The sequence below is a fragment of the Microbacterium kunmingense genome (assembly GCF_023155745.1).
GTDB classification, from domain to species: Bacteria; Actinomycetota; Actinomycetes; order Actinomycetales; family Microbacteriaceae; genus Microbacterium; species Microbacterium kunmingense.
The window spans coordinates 127,567-147,655 of record NZ_JAKNUS010000004.1 but is presented as its reverse complement, the minus strand read 5'-3'; the positions used below and the strand labels follow the sequence as shown (position 1 = coordinate 147,655).

The 20,089-nt window shown below is 70.8% G+C and carries 19 protein-coding genes; 12 read left to right on the top strand and 7 right to left on the bottom strand.

From position 1 onward, the window contains the following. Positions 1-443: 443 nt before the first annotated feature. Positions 444-3,926, bottom strand: a complete 3,483-nt coding sequence (locus MA875_RS07605) for a choice-of-anchor I family protein (RefSeq protein WP_248241527.1) — start codon at positions 3,924-3,926, stop codon at positions 444-446. Between the two features lie 232 nt (positions 3,927-4,158). Between MA875_RS07605 and MA875_RS07600 the strand changes: the two genes are divergently transcribed. From MA875_RS07600 to MA875_RS07590, 3 genes are read left to right on the top strand one after another with little or no spacing between them, the layout of a single operon-like run. Further along, positions 4,159-5,289: an acyl-CoA dehydrogenase family protein gene (locus tag MA875_RS07600; protein ID WP_248241684.1), complete on the top strand. Its 1,131-nt coding sequence runs from the start codon at positions 4,159-4,161 to the stop codon at positions 5,287-5,289. Further along, the gene (gene mmsB / locus MA875_RS07595) at positions 5,286-6,194 is read left to right on the top strand and encodes a 3-hydroxyisobutyrate dehydrogenase (protein WP_248241526.1); all 909 of its coding nucleotides are present in this window, start codon (positions 5,286-5,288) and stop codon (positions 6,192-6,194) included. The genes MA875_RS07600 and mmsB overlap by 4 nt, the downstream gene beginning before the upstream one ends. After that, positions 6,191-6,967: an enoyl-CoA hydratase-related protein gene (locus tag MA875_RS07590; protein WP_248241525.1), complete on the top strand. Its 777-nt coding sequence runs from the start codon at positions 6,191-6,193 to the stop codon at positions 6,965-6,967. The genes mmsB and MA875_RS07590 overlap by 4 nt, the downstream gene beginning before the upstream one ends. A 1-nt stretch (position 6,968) precedes the next feature. On the opposite strand, the gene MA875_RS07585 is transcribed toward MA875_RS07590, so the two are convergent. Further along, on the bottom strand, positions 6,969-7,499 hold the full coding sequence (locus tag MA875_RS07585) for a MarR family winged helix-turn-helix transcriptional regulator (protein WP_248241524.1): 531 nt from the start codon (positions 7,497-7,499) through the stop codon (positions 6,969-6,971). Positions 7,500-7,601: 102 nt separating this feature from the next. Between MA875_RS07585 and MA875_RS07580 the strand changes: the two genes are divergently transcribed. From MA875_RS07580 to MA875_RS07555, 6 genes are all read left to right on the top strand, one after another. Next, positions 7,602-8,378, top strand: coding sequence for an electron transfer flavoprotein subunit beta/FixA family protein (locus tag MA875_RS07580; RefSeq protein ID WP_248241523.1), 777 nt, complete (start codon positions 7,602-7,604; stop codon positions 8,376-8,378). A gap of 7 nt (positions 8,379-8,385) precedes the next feature. Next, positions 8,386-9,363, top strand: a complete 978-nt coding sequence (locus MA875_RS07575) for an electron transfer flavoprotein subunit alpha/FixB family protein (RefSeq protein ID WP_248241522.1) — start codon at positions 8,386-8,388, stop codon at positions 9,361-9,363. 790 nt (positions 9,364-10,153) lie between these two features. After that, positions 10,154-11,131, top strand: a complete 978-nt coding sequence (locus MA875_RS07570) for a cytochrome b/b6 domain-containing protein (RefSeq protein WP_248241521.1) — start codon at positions 10,154-10,156, stop codon at positions 11,129-11,131. 81 nt (positions 11,132-11,212) lie between these two features. Further along, positions 11,213-12,544: a histidine kinase gene (locus tag MA875_RS07565; protein ID WP_248241520.1), complete on the top strand. Its 1,332-nt coding sequence runs from the start codon at positions 11,213-11,215 to the stop codon at positions 12,542-12,544. Beyond that, entirely contained in the window at positions 12,532-13,239 is a 708-nt protein-coding gene (locus MA875_RS07560; protein ID WP_248241519.1) for a response regulator, read from the top strand. The genes MA875_RS07565 and MA875_RS07560 overlap by 13 nt, the downstream gene beginning before the upstream one ends. After that, positions 13,236-14,132 carry a DUF4097 family beta strand repeat-containing protein gene (locus MA875_RS07555; RefSeq protein WP_248241518.1) on the top strand — a complete coding sequence of 299 codons (897 nt, stop codon included), beginning with the start codon at positions 13,236-13,238 and terminating at the stop codon, positions 14,130-14,132. Before MA875_RS07560 ends, MA875_RS07555 begins: the two co-directional genes overlap by 4 nt. Here the strand turns inward: MA875_RS07555 and cofE are convergent. Then, positions 14,108-14,908, bottom strand: coding sequence for a coenzyme F420-0:L-glutamate ligase (gene cofE / locus MA875_RS07550; RefSeq protein WP_248241517.1), 801 nt, complete (start codon positions 14,906-14,908; stop codon positions 14,108-14,110). The genes MA875_RS07555 and cofE overlap by 25 nt on opposite strands. A 7-nt stretch (positions 14,909-14,915) precedes the next feature. After that, a complete protein-coding gene (locus MA875_RS07545) occupies positions 14,916-15,422 on the bottom strand; it encodes a GNAT family N-acetyltransferase (protein WP_248241516.1) in 507 nt (168 codons plus the stop codon). A gap of 118 nt (positions 15,423-15,540) precedes the next feature. On the opposite strand from MA875_RS07545, the gene MA875_RS07540 reads away from it, so the two are divergent. Next, positions 15,541-16,101, top strand: a complete 561-nt coding sequence (locus MA875_RS07540; protein ID WP_248241515.1) for an acyl-CoA thioesterase — start codon at positions 15,541-15,543, stop codon at positions 16,099-16,101. Between the two features lie 6 nt (positions 16,102-16,107). On the opposite strand, the gene MA875_RS07535 is transcribed toward MA875_RS07540, so the two are convergent. After that, complete coding sequence (locus MA875_RS07535) at positions 16,108-16,407, bottom strand: DUF7882 family protein (RefSeq protein ID WP_248241514.1); 300 nt, start codon at positions 16,405-16,407, stop codon at positions 16,108-16,110. Between the two features lie 134 nt (positions 16,408-16,541). Between MA875_RS07535 and MA875_RS07530 the strand changes: the two genes are divergently transcribed. Next, positions 16,542-17,309 (top strand): EAL domain-containing protein, encoded by a 768-nt coding sequence (locus MA875_RS07530; RefSeq protein WP_248241513.1) that lies wholly within the window; start codon positions 16,542-16,544, stop codon positions 17,307-17,309. 35 nt (positions 17,310-17,344) lie between these two features. On the opposite strand, the gene MA875_RS07525 is transcribed toward MA875_RS07530, so the two are convergent. Then, on the bottom strand, positions 17,345-17,608 hold the full coding sequence (locus MA875_RS07525; RefSeq protein ID WP_248241512.1) for a hypothetical protein: 264 nt from the start codon (positions 17,606-17,608) through the stop codon (positions 17,345-17,347). Positions 17,609-17,657: 49 nt separating this feature from the next. On the opposite strand from MA875_RS07525, the gene MA875_RS07520 reads away from it, so the two are divergent. Continuing rightward, positions 17,658-17,951: a DUF7882 family protein gene (locus tag MA875_RS07520; RefSeq protein ID WP_248241511.1), complete on the top strand. Its 294-nt coding sequence runs from the start codon at positions 17,658-17,660 to the stop codon at positions 17,949-17,951. Between the two features lie 21 nt (positions 17,952-17,972). Here the strand turns inward: MA875_RS07520 and MA875_RS17765 are convergent, their stop codons facing one another. Continuing rightward, positions 17,973-19,919: a diguanylate cyclase gene (locus tag MA875_RS17765; RefSeq protein WP_248241510.1), complete on the bottom strand. Its 1,947-nt coding sequence runs from the start codon at positions 19,917-19,919 to the stop codon at positions 17,973-17,975. Positions 19,920-20,089: the final 170 nt, after the last annotated feature.

The window sequence follows — 20,089 nt, the reverse complement described above, 5'->3', positions numbered from 1 at the left end:
CGGGGTGTATCCCCGTCCCTCGCGAGGATGACCTTCGCCGGCCGCGCGGCCCGTCGCAGCTCGCTCCCGCCGCGACCCGTCGAAAAGTGCGGCTCGTCGCGGGTCACGCCCGCCGTTTCTGACGGCTCGCGAGAACCGGCGTGGTTCGCGCGGCTCGCTCCCGTCGCGACCCGTCGAAAAGTGCGGCCCGTCGCGCGTCGCCTTGGCGTTCTGGCCGTCATCCTGGGGTCGCGTCGTCGCGGCGCGACCGTCGAGGTCTTTCGGTCTTCGTGAGCCGTCAAGAAGTGCGGCTCGGAGGGCGCCGCACCAGCAGATCGTGACGGCTCGCGGCGGATCTGGTCGTCGAGCGGAGCGCCGAAGGACGAAGGCGCGGCCAGAGCCGGAAGCCGGAAACGCCGGAGGGCCCCCGGACCGTGGTCCGAGGGCCCGCCGCGTTGTGTGGGTTACTCGCCGGCAGGCGTCCGGCGGCGGAGGGCGAAGAGCACGCCGCCCGCGACCAGGAGCAGGGCCGCACCCAGAGCGGCGCCGAGCGGCAGCTCCGCGCCGGTGACGCCGAGCTGACCCGCGGTCGAGCCCGTGCCCGACCCGCTGCCCGTGCCCGATCCGCTGCCCGCGCCGGCGCCGGGGGTCGAGCCGCCGTCACCGGGCGCGGGGGTCTCACCCACGACCGCGCGGCCGAGCGGTGCCGGCTCGACGACCTCGAACTCCTCGAAGTACGCCACGGATGCCGCGAGGTCGACCTGACCGGAGTCGGCGACGTTCGTGCCCTCGGCCAGGGTGGAGAAGTTGTCTCCACCGGCCGCGAGGAACGAGTTCGTCACGATCGTGAACTCGTCGTCGGCGCCGATCGCCTCGCCGTTCAACGTCATCGAGAGGATGCGCGATCCGGAAGCGGCGTTCGGGTCGTACACGTAGGAGAAGCCCTCCGAGACGCCCAGGTGGAGCTTCGGCCGCGACGAGCCCTCGGGCTGCCACTGCTCCTCGAGCACCTGCTCGAGCTGCGCACCCGTGAGGGTGAGCGTGACGAGGGTGTTCGCGAACGGCTGCACGTTGGCGACGTCACGGTAGGTGACCGTGCCGTCCTCGCCGAACAGCAGATCGGCGCGGAGGCCGCCGGGGTTCATCAGCGCGATCTGGGCAGGGGTGCCCGCGTACGACTCGTTCGAGGTCGCCCACAGGTACATGTCGGCCACGAGGTTGCCGAGGGTCGACTCGACACCGCGGTCGTCGCCGGGAGGGGTGCCACCACGGAGGATGTCGGCCGTGATCGATCCGACCTCGACGCTGCCGAGCTCGTCGGCCACCTCGACGGCGTCGGCGACGATCGCCTCGACCTCGGCGTCAGCCGGGAAGAGCGGCGCGTCGTCCTCGCCGACGAGCGGCACGAGCGATCCGCCGATCGAGACGAGCTCGCCGGTGGTGCTGTCGACCGAGATGTCGAGCTTGCCGAGCATGGTGCCGTACTGGTTTGCCTGGATGACCGGGCGCTCCGTGCCGGCGACGCCGTTCACCGGCACCTCGCAGACGTAGGGCTGATGCGTGTGGCCCGACACGATCGCGTCGATCTCGGCGGAGGCACCCGTGATCAGCGCGGCGTAGTCGCTGTCGCCCTGCGCGATGGTCGCGCAGTCCTCGGTCGGCGCTCCGTCGTGAGTGAGGAGCACGATGACATCCGCGGCGTCGGCCGACGTGATCTCGGCGGCCACGCGGTTGGCGGCCTCGAGCTGGTCGCCGAACTCGATCTCGGTGATGCCGGCCGGGCTCACCAGGGTCGCGGTGTCGGCGGTGACGGTGCCGATGAAGGCCACCCGCACCCCGTCGACCTCCTCGACGACGTACTCCTGCAGCGCCGGCTCGTCGGTTCCCGCGAGGTACACGTTCGCGCCGAGCGCGTACGGCGCACCCGCCGCCTCGTCACCCTGCCCGTAGCGGGGGACGACACGGTCGACGAGGTCGGCGAAGCCGGCGTCGAACTCGTGGTTTCCCACGGCTCCGAGGTCGAGCCCCGCCTCGACGAGAGCGTCGATGGTCGGGTTGTCCTGCTGGATGAATGACGTGAACGTCGAGGCGCCGATCATGTCGCCCGAGGAGACGAACAGCGTGTTGGGGTTCTCCGACTCGAACTGCGAGACGGCGCCCGCGATCACCGCTGCCCCGGCCTCACCGCTGCCGAAATTCGGCTCGATACGGCCGTGGAAGTCGTTGATCGTCAGCACCTGCACGTCGGTCGTGGTGTCGAGCGTCGAGTCCACCGCATAGACGGTCGTCGTTCCCGAGACCTCGTTGCCGACCGCGAGGAGCGGAGCGCCGGTGGGGGAGTCCTCGGCGGCGATGAAGGCGATGCCCTCGGGGCCGAGGTCGCCCGCGGCGGCCAGGCCCGCGGCATCCGTCGCGTCTTCACCCGACACCGAGAAGTCGCGGTTGTTGAGGTAGGTGACGAACGAGGCATCCGTGGGGCTGCTCAGATCGAAGACCATGATGCCGCCGACGCGCTCGAGGCCGACGAACGCGTAGGGCACGCCGTCGATCTCGCCGACCGTGACGGCCTCGGGCTCGGGGCCCTTGGCGTCGCTGCGCGTGTCGAACTCGGACGCGCCGTGGTCGGAGTTGACGTTCGCCGGGAGGAGGTCGGCCGCGAGCTGCTCGAAGGCGTCGCCCGAGTCCCAGACGAGCTCGCCCGCGGTGCTCCAGATCGAGAACGACCGGGCGCCGTAGGAGTACAGCTCCTCGTAGCAGCCCTCGTCGGCGTTGAAGCCGTCCTCCCGCGACACCGCCAGGCGACCGAGGTCGGCCGCGCCGGTCAGCGAGGCGAGGGGACTGTCGGCGCAGACCGGACCGTAGCCGTCTTCCCCGAGGTTCCCCACGCGCGCCTCGTCGATGTATTCGCCCCACTCGCGGACGTCACCCTCGTTGGCGGTGACGAGGTAGGTCTGACCGCCGGCGACGTAAGAGTCGATGGCGTCGGGCATGTACATGCCGTTGAGCCCCGGGTAGGTGTCGATGTTGATCGCGGGGCCCTCGGCGGCTCCGTCGCGGTCGCTGGCGTCCAGGCCCGCTCCGTCGGCGCCGTGGTCCTTCGCGCCGAGCGGCACGACCGCCGACACGGTCGCCGAGGCCAGGTCGACGACGGCGAGCGAGTTCGCCTCCTGCAGCGTGACGTAGGCGGTGCCGCCGTCGACGGTGATGTACTCGGGCTCGAGATTGCGGCTCACCGGCAGGTCACCGGCGGGGTTCGGGCCGAACACCCGCACACCCTCGGGGAGGTCCATCGATCCGCCCTCCTCGAAGTCGTTGAAGTCGGCGGTGGCGACAGCGCCCTGCGCGGGTGCCGTCACGGTCCCGGGGAGGCTCACCACGCTGATCGACCCCTCGGGGTCGATCGTGAAGTCGTCGGAGGGCTCTCCCTCGTTGGCCGCGACCGCGTACGCGCCGTCGGCCGAGAGGGTCACCATGTCGGGGAGCGACCCGACGGTCACCGAGCCGAGCACGGCCGAACCGGCGTCGACGGCGTTCGCGTCGAAGAACAGCAGCGAACCGGCGTCGGTCTTCACCGGTGCCTCGAGAGCGATGACGCCCAGGCCGTCCTCGCGCACGGCCACGGAGTTCGCGACACCGGTCCCTGCGATCTCGAACTCCTTCGTGATGGCGGTCGGGTCGGAGTAGTCGAGCACGTCGACGGTCGTCGCCTCGGCGTTGACCACGAACAGGCGCTCGCCGTAGGCGGCGACGATCTCGGCGGCGCCCTCGTCGAAGACGCCGGTCTCGTACGAGCCGAGCGGCGTCAGCGCCAGCGCTGCGTCGTCGGCGGAGGTGGTGATCGGATCGGTGACGATGGCGCCGAACGCCGCGCCCGGCGCGAGCGCCAGGGAGCAGGCGACGGCCGCCGCGGTCAAGCCGGCCGCGGCGCGTCGATGAGATGAAGGCATGAATGTCCTCAGGTCGGGCGTGCCGGGGCGCACGCCTTTCGTGTCTAACCACGGCACGTTTCGAAGGGGTGAACCAGGCGGAAACAGCCAGATACTCAGTAGACCTCGTAAATACATGGATGTCCATCTAAAATGAGCAACGTGCCAAGGACGGCACGGAAGGAGCGGACGGATGTCGCAGACGATCACCTCTCAGGCACGCGAAACGCCGCCGCGGCCGCAGCCGGTCGCCATGACCGAGGACGACCGCGCCGCCATCCTCGAGGCGGTGCGCGACTTCGCCGCCACCGAGATTGCCCCCCACGCACTGGAGTGGGACGAGAAGAAGCACTTCCCCCGTGACGTCCTCGCCCGCGCCGGGGAACTGGGCCTCGGCGGGCTGTACGTCGCCGAGGACGTCGGCGGCACCGCCCTCGCGCGCGTCGACGCGGTGGCCATCGTCGAGGAACTCGCCCAGGCGGACCCGTCGATCGCGGCCTACATCACGATCCACAACATGGTGGCGTGGATGATCGACACCTACGGCACCGACGTGCAGCGCGAAGAGTGGCTCCCGCGGTTGACGGCGATGACCGATTTCGGCGGATACTGCCTCACCGAGCCCGGCGCCGGCTCCGATGCCGCGGCCCTCACCACCAGCGCCGTCCGCCAGGGGGACGAGTACGTGCTCACCGGGGTGAAGCAGTTCATCTCGGGAGCGGGCGAGGCGTCGGTGTACGTCGTGATGGCGCGCACCGGCGACCCCGGCGCGAAGGGCATCACCGCCTTCCTCGTGCCGGGTGACGCCCGCGGCCTGACGTTCGGGGCCAACGAGAAGAAGATGGGCTGGAACGCGCAGCCCACTCGTCAGGTGATCCTCGACGAGGTGCGCGTGCCCGCGGCGAGCGTCCTGGGGGAGGTGGGTCGCGGTTTCCGCATCGCGATGACGGCGCTCAACGGCGGCCGCATCAATATCGCCGCCTGCTCGCTCGGCGGCGCGCAGTGGGCGCTCGACCGCGCGATCCGGTACGTGCACGAGCGATTCACCTTCGGCGAGCCGCTCGCCGAGAAGCAGGCCGTCGTCTTCGCGCTGGCCGACATGGCCACGGAGCTCCGCGCCGCGCGCGCGATGGTGCGGGATGCTGCGCTGGCGCTCGACCGGCACGCGCCGGATGTGGCGATGCAGTGCGCGATGGCCAAGCGCTTCGCCACCGACGTCGGGTTCCGCGTCGCCAACGAGGCCCTTCAGCTGCACGGCGGCTACGGATATCTGCACGACTACGGCATCGAGAAGGTCGTGCGAGACCTGCGGGTGCATCAGATCCTCGAGGGGACCAACGAGATCATGCGGGTCATCATCGGCCGTGAGCTGCTGGAGGGATGACGGTGCGCGTCGCCTTCCTCGGTCTCGGCCACATGGGTGCGCCGATGGCCCGCAATCTCGCCGCCGCCGGGCATGCCGTCGTCGGCTTCGACGTCTCCGCTGCGGCGCGAGAGAGCTCGGCCGCGGCGGGTCTGCCGGTCGTCAACACCGCGAAGGAGGCCGTGGCCGCGGCATCCGTCGTCCTCACCATGTTCCAGACCGGCCGACAGGTCATCGACGCCTACGAGGGCGGACTTCTCGCTGCCGCCCCCGCCGGTGCGCTCTTCATCGACTGCTCGACGATCTCGGTCGAGGATGCCCGCACCGCGCACGGTCTCGCGAAGGCCGCAGGTCACCGGTCGCTGGACGCGCCGGTCTCGGGCGGCGTCGTCGGCGCCGAGAACGCCACCCTCGCCTTCATGGTCGGCGGGAGTGAGGATGACTTCGCCGCGGCCGAACCGCTGCTGTCGGCCACGGGACGCCGAGTGGTGCACTGCGGCGGCGCCGGCCTCGGACAGGCGGCGAAGGTCTGCAACAACATGATCCTGGCCGCCTCGCAGATCGTCGTCGCCGAGGCCTTCGTGCTCGGCGAGCGGCTGGGCCTGAGCCACCAGGCACTCTTCGACGTCGCCTCGAACGCGTCGGGCCAGTGCTGGGCGCTCACCACGAACTGCCCCGTGCCCGGGCCGGTGCCCACGAGCCCGGCCAATCGCGACTATCAGCCCGGGTTCGCCGGGGCGCTGATGGCCAAAGACCTCGGACTGGCCGCCGACGCGATCGCCGAGACGGGGGTCGACGCGCGCGTGGGCCTCCTCGCGCGCGATCTGTATCGCGCATTCGCGGACGGCCCCGGGGCCGGGCAGGATTTCTCCGGGATCATCTCGATGATCCGATCCGGCAGCGACGACCCTGGAGGACGAGGATGACCGAGTACAAGACGATTCTGGCCGAGACGCGCGGCCGCGTCGGGTGGATCACGCTGAACCGGCCGAAGGCCCTGAACGCGCTCAACACCACAGTGATGCGCGAGATCGTCGACGTGACGACCCGCTGGGATGCCGACGACCGCATCGGCGCGATCGTCGTGACGGGCTCGGAGCGCGCCTTCGCCGCCGGCGCCGATATCAAGGAGATGGAGGAGAAGTCGGGCCTGGAGATGCTCATGACCGATCACTTCGGCGGGTGGGGGCGCTTCGCGGCGCTGCGCACCCCCGTGATCGCCGCCGTCTCGGGCTACGCGCTCGGCGGCGGGTGCGAGCTGGCGATGATGTGCGACATCATCCTCGCCGCCGACACCGCGGTGTTCGGCCAGCCCGAGGTGAACCTCGGTGTGATCCCCGGCATGGGCGCGACTCAGCGACTGGTTCGTGCGGTGGGGCCCTACAAGGCCGCCGAGCTGATCCTCTCGGGGCGGAACATGACCGCCGACGAGGCGGAGCGGGCCGGCCTGGTGTCACGCGTCGTCCCGGCATCCGATCTGCTCGCCGAGGCCGCGGCGCTCGCCGAGCAGATCGCGGCGAAGTCGCTGCCGTCGCTGTACGCGGCGAAGGCGGCGCTGGATGCGGCGCAGGAGACCTCGCTCGCCGAGGGCCTCCGTTTCGAGCGGCAGGCCTTCGCCGCGCTCTTCGACACCGCCGACCAGAAGGAGGGCATGCGCGCCTTCCGCGAGAAGCGTCGGCCGGAGTTCGAGAACCGGTGAGCTACAGCGGCTCGGGGGTCGGCCGCGGGTCGTCGAAGTCGCCCGCGGCGCGGCGCATGCGGGCGATGATGGAGACGAGTTCGTCGGTGTCGTCGACGCTGAGCCCCGGCTCGGAGAAGACCTCGGCGTTGAGCGCAGCGGTCGCCCGCTCTGCCAGGTCGCGACCGGCATCGGTGAGGACCACGAGCGTCGCCCGACCGTCGACGGGATGCGGCTCGCGCCTGACGTACCCGTCGGCCTGCAGCCGATCGACCGTGTTCGTCACGCTCGTGGGGTGCACCTGCAGGCGGGCGGACGCCGAGGCCATCGGCATGCGCCCGGCGCGGCTGAAGCTCAGCAGAGTCAGCAGCTCGTATCGGGCGAAGGTCAGGTGGAAGGGCCGGAGCGCCGCATCGACCCGTGCGAGCATGAGTTGCTGGGCCCGCATGATCGAGGTGACGGCGGTCATGCCGGCAGCGGCATCTGTCCAGCCGTGCGCGAGCCACTGGCGCTTGGCTTCGGCGATCGGATCGATCGGCAGACGTCGGGCCACGGCGGCTCCTTCCCCTTACCACGGTACCGGGATCCCCGCCCCGGGCCCCGCTGTCCGCGGCATCCGCGGCAATAGACTCGACCAGACGGACAAGGAGGCTCCATGAAGATCGTGGTGCTGATCAAAGAGGTACCCGACACGTGGGGTGATCGGAAGCTGAGCCTGGAGACCGGGCTCGCCGAACGCGAGGCGAGCGAACGCGTGCTCGACGAGATCTGCGAGCGCGCGCTCGAAGTGGCGCTTTCGTACGCCGACGGGCATGAAGGCACCGAGGTCGTGGTGCTCTCGATGGCATCGGAGGCATCCACCGCGACCGTGCGGAAGGGCCTGGCGATGGGTGCCGCGTCGGCGGTGCAGGTGGTCGACGGTGACCTCCTCGGTGCCGACATGGGACTCACGGCTGAGGTGCTCGCCGCGACGCTGCAGCGTATCGGGTTCGATCTCGTCATCGCCGGCAACCTCTCCACCGACGGCTCGGGCGGAATGGTCCCGGCGATGGTGGCCGAGATCCTCGACGTGCCGAGCGCGACGAATCTGACCTCGGTCGAGATCTCCGATGACGCCGTCGAGGGAGTCCGCTTGAGCGATGCCGGGTCGATGCGGCTGCGGGCGGAGCTCCCGGCGGTGATCTCGATCACCGAGGCGCTCCCGGACGCGCGATTCCCGAACTTCAAGGGCATCATGGCGGCGAAGAAGAAGCCGTTCGAGACGTTGAGTCTCGCCGACCTCGGTCTCGACGCCGCCGAGCCCGAGGCGGCGCGATCGATCGTCATCTCGCTGGCCGAGCGGCCCCCGCGCGAAGCGGGCGTGAAGATCGTCGACGAGGGCGACGCGGGGCGGAAGCTCGCCGACTTCCTCGCAGAGAACCGGCTGGTGTGAGGGCGTGATGGCTGAATACGCGGATGACGCGATCCTGGTGCTGCTGGATGTCATGCCCTCGGGCGAGCTCGCCAAGAGCGCCGCGGGACTCGTCGGGGCGGCGGCCGCGGTGGGCACACCGGTGGCGCTCGTGGTGACGGACGACGGTGAGGCGGCCGCCGCAGCCGCCGCGGCGCTCGGCGCGGGTACGGTCCTCGTCGCCTCGCCCGGGGAGGGGCTCTCGGTCCCGGTCGTCGACGCGCTCGACGCCGCCGTGACAGAGGTGCGACCCGATGCCGTGCTGATCTCACACTCGGTCGAGGGCAGGGAGGTCGCGGCGCGGTTCGCCGCCCGGACGCGTGCGGGCGTGTGCGCCGACGCGGTCGGGGTCTCCCGCGACGCCGAGGGCGTCGTCGCGCACCACTCCGTGTTCGGTGCGACCTACAACGTCGATGCCGCCGTCACCTGGGGCGCGCCGGTGATCACTGTGCGGCAGGGTGCGATCGAAGCGCGCGCCGAGGCGGTGGCGGCCCCGGTCGTCGAGACGCTGACCGTGCCGGGATCAGGTCGGCGCGCAGCATCCGTCCTCTCCGTCGAGGAAGCCGTCGCCGCCTCGAGCCGACCGGAGCTGCGGGGAGCGACGAAGGTCGTCTCGGGCGGCCGGGGACTCGGATCGGCCGAGAAATTCGCGCTCGTGGAGCAGCTGGCCGACGTGCTCGGTGCGGCGGTCGGCGCGTCGCGCGCGGCCGTCGACGCCGGTTACGTACCGCAGTCGTACCAGGTCGGCCAGACGGGTGTGTCGGTCTCGCCGCAGTTGTATGTCGCGCTCGGCATCTCGGGGGCCATTCAGCACAAGGCGGGCATGCAGACGGCGAAGACGATCGTGGCGATCAACAAGGACGCTGACGCCCCGATCTTCGGGATCGCCGATTTCGGCGTCGTGGGCGACTTGTTCACCGTTGTGCCGCAGCTGATCGAGGCGCTCGAGGCGAAGAAGAAGGCGTAGCGCGATGGCGACATTTGCGCGGACCGTGCGCCGCGGCCTGCCTCGGGTTCCGGGCGGCGAGCCGTGGCCTCCTGCGGGGCAGGCGTCTCCGGTCGTCGAGGCGCCGCCGGTCGTCGAGGCAACGCCCGTCGTGCAGGCCACGCCCGCAACCCCTCCCGCACAGCGAATCGAAACGCCCGCCGACCCGTCAGAAAACGTCGCCCCCGCAGCATCCGGGCAGCAGGATGCGACGGCTCGCGAGCCGAGGAGGATGCGCCGCGGTCTGCCCCGGGTTCCGGGCGGCGAGCCCTGGCCGCCGGCGGGGGAGGTGAGTGTCGTCTCGAGCGCTCCGCACCCTCGCGGGGCGACGGATGCCGCCGCACCTTCTCCGGTCGGCCCGCAAGCAGAGCGAGCCGAAACGCCCGCCGACCCGTCAGAAAACGTCGCCCCCGCGGCATCCCCGCCGCATGAATCGACGGCTCGCGAGGGAGTGCGCGTTCGACGCGGGCTCCCTCGGGTCGCGGGCGGCGAGCCGTGGCCGCCGGCGGGGAAGGTGCGTGTCGTCTCGGGCGCCTCGCGCCCTCGCGGGACGACCGCCGACCCCGAGCCGGTCGCCCCGCGAGCGCAGCGAGTCGAAACGCCCGCCGACACGTCAGAGAACGTCGCCCCCGCGGCATCCGCGCCGCAGAAATCGACGGCTCGCGACGGTGACGCTCGCGTCCCCGCTTCGACCGCTCCCTCCGCATCGGCAGACAGTGCGGTCGCGACGGTCCCTGATGAAGCCCGAGCCCCGCTGCCGTTCACCCCGACCGTGTTCCCCGGTGCCGCAGCATCCGTTCGCCCGGCTCCCCCCGCCGAGGCTCGCCGCATCGGTCCGTACACCCCGTTCCAGTGGGCGGGGGTCGCCGCCGTCGGCGGCTTCACGCTGCTCGTCGCGGCGGGGCTCGTCGTCGTGATGGTGCGGTTCCTCCTGAGCGTCCCGCCCCTGCAGGGGTTCGTCGAGCAGTTCCCCGGCGAGTACCACCTGCCCGAGTGGGCGCCGGTCGGCATCCCCGCCTGGCTCGGCTGGCAGCACTTCTTCAACGTCTTCCTGATGGTGCTGATCATCCGCACCGGCCTCCAGGTGCGCACCGAGAAGCGGCCGACGGTGTTCTGGAGTCCGCGGGGCAACAAGCGCCGCAAGATCAGCCTGAACCTGTGGCTTCACCAGGCGCTCGACGTGCTGTGGGTGACCAACGGCCTCATCTACGTCGTCCTGCTCTTCACCACCGGCCAGTGGGTGCGCATCGTGCCGACGAGCTGGGAGGTCATCCCGAACGCGATCAGCGCGGGCCTGCAGTACCTCTCGCTCGACTGGCCGACCGAGAACGGGTGGGTCAACTACAACTCCCTGCAGCAGCTGGCCTACTTCGCCACCGTGTTCCTCGCGGCGCCGCTGGCCATCATCACGGGCGTGCGCATGAGCGGCTTCTGGCCGAAGAACGCCGAGCGCCTGAACCGGCTCTACCCGGTGGAATGGGCGCGGAAGGTGCACTTCCCCGTGATGCTCTCCTTCGTGGTCTTCATCATCTTCCACGTGACGCTCGTCTTCGCCACCGGGGCGCTGCGCAACCTCAACCACATGTACGCCGCGCAGGGATCGGTCGACCCGAACGCCTACGCCGACAACTGGGCGGGGCTCATCATCTTCACCCTGGGGGTCGGCGTCATCGTCGCCGGGTGGGTTGCCGCCCGGCCCCTGGTCGTCGCTCCCATCGCCCGCCTGTTCGGCACGGTGAAGAGCCGGTGAGAACCCCCGGGGGATAACCCCCACCGAAGAGTCCGGATGCCTCGGGCGCGCCGAACAGGCCGCAGTTCTACCGTGGGTGTCATGACCACAGCTCCTCTGACCCCCGCCGCACCGCGCGAGGCTCCCGGCGCCACACCGGCGCGCCCCGCGAAGACGAGATCGCAGATCGCCTCGCCCGCGCGCATCGCGTTCGCGATCGCCCATCTCGCGGCGCTCGGCGTGATCGGCTCCGCCCTCTTCGGCTTCCTCTTCTCGCTGCTCGGACTCGGACTCGGACTCCTCCTCGTCATCGGCATCGGACTGCTCTTCCTCGTCGGACTCGTGTACGTGCTCTTCGCACTGGGCTGGCTCGAAACCGCCCGCGTCGACGGCCTGTACCACTTCGGGCTCAGCCCGCGCCGCCTGCGTCGCAGCGGCAGGCCGGGCTTCGGCGGATGGCTCCGCTCCCTCGGCCAGCAGGCGATCGATCCGGGCATGTGGCGGGCGATCGCGAATCTCGCCGTCGCCACCCTGCTCGGCGGGATCGTGCTCTTCCTGTTCCAAGCGATCTCGAGCGGCATCGTCTTCACCTTCAGTCCGCTGTTCGCCGACGACGGCGTCCTCCGCCTCTTCGGCACGGGTTTCGTCGTCGCCAGCGGATGGGCGGCGCTCGTCGGCATCCTCGTCGTCATCCTCGCCGTCGGCGGCATCGTCGGCCTCGCGATCCTCCACGGGGTGCTCGCCCGGGCGATCATGGTGCCCTCCCGGGAGGCGCAGCTGGCGGAAGAGGCCCGCGCCTCGAACGCCCAGCGGGTCGGCGCTGTACGCGCCGCCGACCTCGAGCGCACGCGCATCGAGCGCGACCTCCACGACGGCGTCCAGCCACGGCTCGTGTCGGTCGGGATGACGCTGGGCCTCGCCCAGCAGAAGCTCGACACCGACCCGGCCGCGGCCAAGGAGCTCATCGCCGAAGCCCACACCTCGACGAAGGCCGCCATCACCGAGCTGCGACAGCTCGCCCGCGGCATCCACACCTCCGTCCTCGATGACCGCGGACTCGACGCCGCCCTCTCCGCGCTCGCGGCGCGCTCGGTCGTGCCGGTGCAGCTGGATGTCCGGATGGACGGGCGCTGCTCGCGCGACACCGAGGCGGCGGCGTACTTCGCGATCGCCGAGGCGCTCACCAACGCCGCCAAGCATGCGCGGGCCTCGGAGTGCCGCGTCGTCGTGCGGCTCCGCGATGAACCGCAGACGGGGTCGCGCACCCTGTGGGCCCGCGTCGAGGACAACGGCGTCGGCGGCGCACAGGTGATCGCCGGCGGCGGCATCGACGGCATCATCAACCGGGTCCTGGCGGCGGGCGGCACGGCGCGGCTCGACAGCCCCATCGGCGGACCCACCTCGGTGGAGGTGAGCATCCCGTGCGCATCCTGATCTGCGAAGACTCCGCGCTGCTGCGCGAGGGCCTCAGCCGGCTCCTCGCCGACGCCGGGCACGAGGTGGTCGCCGCCCTCCCTGACGCGGTGCTCCTCGACGAGACCGTCGACGAGGTCGCCCCCGACCTCTGCATCCTCGACGTCCGGCTCCCACCCACCTGGTCGGACGAGGGTATCCGCGCCGCCCTGTCGCTGCGGGCCCGGCTCCCGCAGCTGCCGGTTCTCGTGCTCTCGCAGTACGTCGAGGAGCGCTATGCCGCCGACCTCATCGCCGCCAGCGGCGGCGCCCTCGGCTACCTGCTGAAGGACCGTGTGGCCGACGTCGGCGAGTTCCTCGACGCGGTCGCCCGGATCGGCGAGGGCGCCACCGTCCTCGACCCCGAGGTGGTCGCGCAGCTGCTGGCCCGGCGGCGTGTGGACGAGCGGATGCAGCGGCTCACCGACCGCGAATCCACCGTCCTCGCGCTCATCGCCGAGGGGCGATCCAACCAGGCGATCGCCCGCACCCTGCACGTCAGCGAGGGGAGCGTCGAGAAGCACATCACGGCGGTCTTCCAGAAGCTCGACCTCGAACCCGACGACTCCGGCAACCGCCGGGTGCTCGCCGCCCTCGCCCACCTCGAACACGGCGGCCCTGCCGCCCCCGCACCCCGTCCGCCGAGCGGACCCTCCCAGACAGGAATGAACCGATGAGCACCGTCCCTCCGCCGCCGCCCGAGGCCGCCTCGCCCGCCCCGGCCGCCTCGCAGCCCACGCCCGACCCGGCCGCGCCCCGGTCGGCCGGGTCCCGGTCAGCCGCCCCCCGGGTGGTCGCGACCATCGTCGGCGCCTTCGGCGCCCTCGTCATCCTCGGCACCCTCGGTTCCGCAGCGGTCGGCACCGCTGCGGCCGCCGTCGGCGGAGGCGGGAGCGGGGTCGGCGGTTCGACGTCGGCCGACACGACCGGCGTCACCGAAGTCGAGACCGAGGTGGGAGCCGGGAGCCTGCGCATCGAGTTCGCCGACGTCGACGAGGCGACGCTCGAGGTGACCCGCGGGTGGGGCGCCGATCAGTGGCGCCTGGAGCGCGTCGAAGACACCATCCGGGTGTCCTCGCCCAACCGCTGGTGGGGCGGGTGGATGTTCGGCGAGCGCTCGGAGGCCGTGCTCACCCTTCCCGACACGCTCGACGGGATCGACGCCGCCCTGACGATGAACGCCGGTGACCTCCGCGTCGTCGACGGCGACTTCGGCGAGCTCGACCTCGAGCTCGGCGCGGGCAGCATCGACATCACCGGATCGGCCCGCGCGCTGGATGCGACGGTGTCCGCCGGGCAGGCCGATCTCGAACTGTCGGATGTCGCCGAGGCGAACGTCAGCGTCAGCGCGGGCGACATGGATCTCGTACTGACCGGCGCGCAGCCGGATGAGATGACATTCGACGTCAGCGCGGGACGGGTGACCGCGACCGTGCCCGAGGGCGAGTACGACATCACCTCGGAGGTGTCGGCGGGCGACTTCGACAACGGCCTCGGTTCGACCCCGGGCGCGCGCAGCACCGTCGAGGTGACCGTCACCGCCGGTCAGGTGGAGCTGCGCGCCGGCTGACGACCGGAGTCGCCCAGGGGTTCGCCACCGGCACGGCCGGCGGCGAACCCCTCGGCGTAGGCCTCGTCGGCCCCCAGCCGGAACATGTCGCGCTCGGACGGACGGACGATCGACCGGGCGCCGGGCAGCTCGAGGTCGCCGACCAGGTCGCCACGGCCGCGGACCACGGCGACGGGACGGCGGCCGACCTTCCCCTTCACGAGGTCCGCCGCGGCGCACAGCTCGTCGGCCACGCACGGCATGGTCACGGCGAGGGGCCGACCCTCGGCATCCGTCGTCCCCCGGAGGTCTTCGAAGACCCTCACCCCTCCGGCCCCGATGGCGTGGTCGGTCTGGCCCTCGCGCCACGCCCGGCCCAGGGTGTCGGACACGAGGACGCCCACGCGCACCCCGAGACGCGCTCGGAGGCCGGACGCGAGCTGCCGGGCAGAACGATCGGGGTCTTCCGGCAGCAGCAGCACCGTGCCCTCGGGGGTGTTGGACGCATCCACTCCCGCGGCCGCGGCGATGATGCCGAGCCGGTTCTCCACGATGCGGGTGACGTGCCCGCTCGGACCCTCCCGCCGCGCGACCACTCGGACCGACTCGGCGGTGATGGCGTCTTCGCGGTCGTCCGCGCGGACGAAGCGACCCTCGGCTTTCGACACGACCTTCGAGGTGACGACCACGATGTCGCCGTCCTCCAGGGTGTCGGCCGCCGCCGTCGCGATGATCTCGACGAGATCGACGCCGGTGGTGATCTCGGGGATGCCCTCCAGCGCCCAGACGCTCAGCACGGCGACGTCAGCGAACGAACCGGACCTCGGTGAGCGTCTCGCCGAGGAAGGGCTCGGTGTGCGAGGCGCCGTCGAGGGTGAACCCGTTGCGCTCGTAGAAGCGGTGCGCGCGCGGGTTGTCCTCACCCACCCAGAGGTAGAGCGGCTCGCCCTCCTCGACCGCGGCATCGAACAGCTTCTGGCCGATCCCCTTGCCGTGGTACGCGTCGAGGAGGTAGATGAAGTAGAGCTCGCGGTTGCGCGGTGCGTCCTTGTCGCGGGCGGGGCCCGAACCGACGAAGCCGACGATCTCCCCGTCGACCAGCGCAGCGCTCATCTTGAACTCCGGGCCCTGAACGGCCCAGTGGGTCCACAGTTCAGCTAGGCGGCGGGGCGAGATCTTCTCCAGCGCCGCTTTGCTGATCACGTGATCGTAGGTCTCATGCCAGCACGTGGCGTGCACCTGGCCGAGAGCGACGGCATCGACGTCTCGTACCGGCCGCACCACGACGTCCGTTCGCAGTTCAGCGTCCATGGCCAGACTCTACGCGCGGGTTCCGACGTCGCGAAATCGAGCGGGACGGCGAGAGAAAACTGTCGATGCCGCACAATCGAATCGGCGCGATCGCCGTTCCTGGCTACCATCCGAGACCGTGAACGTCCTCTGGCGCACCCTGCTCGTCCACCTCCTCGCGCGACTGCGCCTCCGTCGGGAAGGGCCGCTGACCTTCCAGGATGTCGGGCGCATCCGCCTGACCACCCTTCCCACCGACATCGACGTGCTGCGGCACATGAACAACGGCCGCTACCTGTCGCTGTTCGATCTCGGTCGCTGGGACCTCCTCGTGCGCACCGGCATGGTCGACGCCATGCGCCGGCACGGGTGGTATGGGGTCGTCTCGAGCGAGACGATCACGTTCCGGAAGTCGCTCGAACTGTGGCAGCGATTCGACCTCCAGACCCGGATGCTGGGCCACGACGACCGCGCGCTCTACCTCGAGCATCGGGCGCTGGTGGGCGGCGAGATCTACGCCCGGGCGATCATCCGCATCCGCATGCTCAAGCGTGCGGGAGGAACCCTCCCGCACCAGGAGCTATTCGCCGCGGTCGGTCGGCCGGAGGGGATGCCCGACGTCGAGACCTGGGTGCACGACTGGGCCGCGGCATCCGCTCTGCCCTCGACCCGGCAGTCCGCGCCCAGCGACTGGGGATGAGCCGGCCTACGCCTCGGGCTCGGGCACGATCGTGAGCCCCCCGGGCGAGTTCGCCGACTTCGACAGCGCGTCGAGCCATGCGGGGTTGAGCTTGGGCAGGCGGCTGCCGAAGTATTCGAACGCCACCGGGATGTTCGGGCTCAGCCACACCGAGGTGCGACCCATGCCGTTGCGGGTGGGATCGGTCCAGGTGAAGGAGAACTGCTCGCCACGGCGGAGCTTCGACCACACCACGGCCTGCAGGTGCGCGAGGACGCGATCGTCCAGCGCGACGGTGAGTTTGGAGTCGTAGGTCAGAGTTCCCATCCTGACCAGCGTAAACCGCCCGGCGGCGATCCTGGACGATTGCGCCGAAGGCCGGGGCGGAGCGGCATTATAAGCACACGAAACCCGTTTGTCTGGTGTTGCTCGGAAGAGGCGCGCTTGTGACCCTGGGAGACATGGACCCCTGTGCAACCCTCGCCACCGAGTTGCGCGCGGCCGTGCCCGCCGGCGGACTCTCGATAGAGTTCCAGCCGCTGTTCGATCTCGACGAATCCGGCCGACCGGCGCGCCCCGTCGCCGTGGAAGCGCTCTGTCGCTGGCCTCATCCTCGATTCGGCACGATTTCGCCCGTGCACTTCATCCCCCTCGCCGAGTCGCATGGCATCATCGCCGACCTCGGCGCCGCCGTGCTCACCCGGGCGGGCACTCAGGTCGCTGCGTGGCAGCGCGACGGGCACGACATCGGCCTGTCGGTCAACGCCTCACCGTCGGAGTTCTCGGCCGCGTGGGTCGACACGGTGGCCCAGCGCGCCGCCGACCTGGGCCTCGCACCGGGAAGCCTCACCATCGAGATCACCGAGTCGCCCGCGCCGCAGCTCATGCCGAGCGTGCTGGCCGTGCTCGAGCGCGCACGGGCCGCCGGCCTCGGCCTGTCGATCGACGATCTCGGCGCCGGTGACACCACGACCCCCATGCTCGACGCGCTGCCGCTCACCGAGGTGAAGATCGACCGCTCCTTGACCCAGCGGTCCGACGCCGTCGCCGACGAGGTGGTCGCCGCCGTCGTCGAGCAGGCGCGGCGCAACGGCTGGTCGGTCGTCGCCGAGGGGATCGAGACCGTCGACGACCTCGAGCGCTCTCGCCGCCGCGGGTGCCACCGCGGGCAGGGGTTCCTGCTCGGCAAGCCGATGCCGGCTGCCGAGCTCAACGACCTGCTGGGGTGATCAGCCTCGGGTGAGCAGCGGAGAAGGGCGCGCGGTCAGATCCCGCTGTAGTCGTCGATCACCATGTCGTTGTCGTCGTGAGCGTGGCCGTGGTCCGACGGCACGTCGATCTGCGTCCACGTGACGGGCATGCCCGGGGAGAAGAGGATGTCGATGCCCGGACCTCCGCGCAGCGGCGGGATGTTCACGTAACCGCCGCCGGCCTTGATGGCGTCGAGGATCTTGCCCTTCAGCTCGGTGACCGGGTCGGGAAGGAAGTAGTCACGCCCGTCGACGGTGAGTCGGTTCACGATGGCCATCCCACCAGCGTACGCCGAACGCGTCGGGACGAACGTAGGATCGACAACGATGGGTACCTTGCACTATGGCGCGCCTTCGGTCGCCGTTCCGATCGACGACCGCACGCTCGCGCACCTCGAGCTGGTGATCGTCGCCAAGCTCCGCCGTCGTGAGAGCACCTCGCTCGCCGTCATCGACGACAACACCAAACGTCGTCAGGCGCTGTGGCTCTCCCCCGCGATCACGCTGCGCTTCGAGTACGACGGGCCGATGCCCGAGATCAACAAGGCCTGGCTGCAGGAGCTCGTCGACTCGGCGAACTCTCCCGGCGGTCTCCGGCTCCTCCCCGAACCCAGGGCTTGAAGCCCGGCCGCGAGTCCCGCCTCAGCGTGAGACGCGGCCGCGGCCCGCGCGCTTCGCCCGGTACATCGCGGCATCGGCGGCTTCGAGGAGCTCTGCCGAGGTCGGCCGCTCGGTGGCGGCGACCACGCCGGCCGAGGCCGTCACGCGGATCGTCAGATCCTCGACGACGACCGGCTCCGACAGGGCCAGCAGCGCGCGCTCGGCGATCGTGTGGGCATCGGCGACGTCGACGTCTCGGCAGATGAGGATGAACTCGTCGCCGCCGAAGCGCACCACGACGTCCTCGGAACGGGCGCTGTGCGTGAGGCGTTTGCTGACGGCCACGAGGACGGCGTCTCCGACGTCGTGCCCGTGGGTGTCGTTGACGGCCTTGAAGTCGTCGAGGTCGACGAACACCATGGCCACCCCGCCCTCGGTCTCACGCAGGAGCTCCTCGAGCCGGTCGTCGAGGAAGCGACGGTTCTGGAGACCGGTGAGGGGGTCGTGGAATGCAAGCTCGGCGAGCTCCGCCTCGTTCCGCCGCTCGATGGCCGCACGGATGTCGAGGGCCAGGTCCTCGGCATCCTTCACCAGATCGCCCCAGGGAAGGCTGCGCCCGGTGACGCTCTCCTTCCACGCCGAGAACGACCGTCTCGGAGACAGGGGGTGGTCGCGGTTCTCGGCGGTCTGATCGCCCAGCCAGTTCACCTCGCGCGTCACCTCGCCGCGGACGAACACCAGGCAGTCGCCGGGCTCGCCGAGGGAGACGCTGAGGATGCCGGCGACGCCGGGGATCTCGACGGCGAGTTCGGGGTGCTCGATGGGGAGGGCCTCGGACCAGAACGGCGGTGTGCCGAGATCGTCGACGACCGCGCCGAGCAGTTCGGGTTCGGGGACGTCTCCGATGGTGCGGGCGACGCCGCCGAGACGCAGGTAGGCGCCGTCGGCGGGCACCGCGTCGAGCACGGTCTTCTGTCCGTCCAGCAGCGCCGCGTGCACGTCGAGCGCTCCGTACAGTGGCGCGACGACGGCCGATCGACGCTCGCGCGCGGTGAGCTGTCGGCGCAGCTCGGCGATCTGCCGCGCGGCGGTGAGCTGCATGGTCACCTGGCTCGCCAGCACCTCGAGCGATCGGCGGAGGAGGATCGGCACGCGCCGCACGGTGCGGTGGGCGCAGGTGAACATGCCCACGAGTCGATCGTCGGCGACGAGGGCGAACGACACGGTCGCTGCCTGGCCCATGTTGCGCATGAACTGCAGGTGGTGCGGTGATACGGCCCGCAGCTCGGTGGTGGTCAGATCCAGTGGGCCGAGCTCGGGCAGGAGGGTGACGAGCGCCTTGCCGTCGTCGCGGGTGTCGACGATCGCCCGCGACCGCTTTTGCAGGTAGAGAGCACGCGCCTGCGGCGGGATGTCGGATGCCGGGAAGTGCAGGCCCAGGTAGGGCTCCATGTCGGGTTCGCGCTCGTCGGCGACGATCTCGCCGTGCCCGTCGTCGAAGAAGTCGTAGCACATCACCCGGTCGAAGCCCGTGATGGCCTTCATCTCCGCGGCCGCCCGGCGACGAAGCTCGGTGGCGTCCGTGATCCCGGCGAGGCGCTGGATCGCGGTGACGACCCCCGTGCGCACGTACTCGAGGTCGGGGACGGTCGGCTCGAGCTCGATGATCACGGGATCGGCGTCCCGGTGCACGATGACGTCGTGCTCCGCGCCGCGGAAGCCCACCCGGATGGGGTCGATGGCGACGCCGTGCGTGTAGGCGTCGCGGAGCCGGTCGTCGCCGATCTCGGCGATCGTGAGGCCGAGGGTGTCGGCAGCGTCCTCGCTGGCGACCACGACCGTGTCGGTCTGCGCGTCGACGGCGATCAGCGTGCCGAAGGACTGGATGCGACCGGGCGTCGCCAGGGGCTCGGTCGAGCATTCGAGGAGTCTCTGTCGCTCGTCTGGGTCCCACGCGCTGTCTGTCGGGGTGAATGGGGTGGTGTTCACCGGTGCCTTCCCTTGCGAGAAGAGTCCGCCCGAAGCGACGCCACAATCCGCGCAGCGTCCATGGTAGGCATAATTCCTCCTACCGCAGGGCCGCGCGGTTCACAAGCGCCTTCCGTGCAGTGGGAGTGCACGGTTCGGTGGGATCGTGGACACAACTACTCTCATCTGGG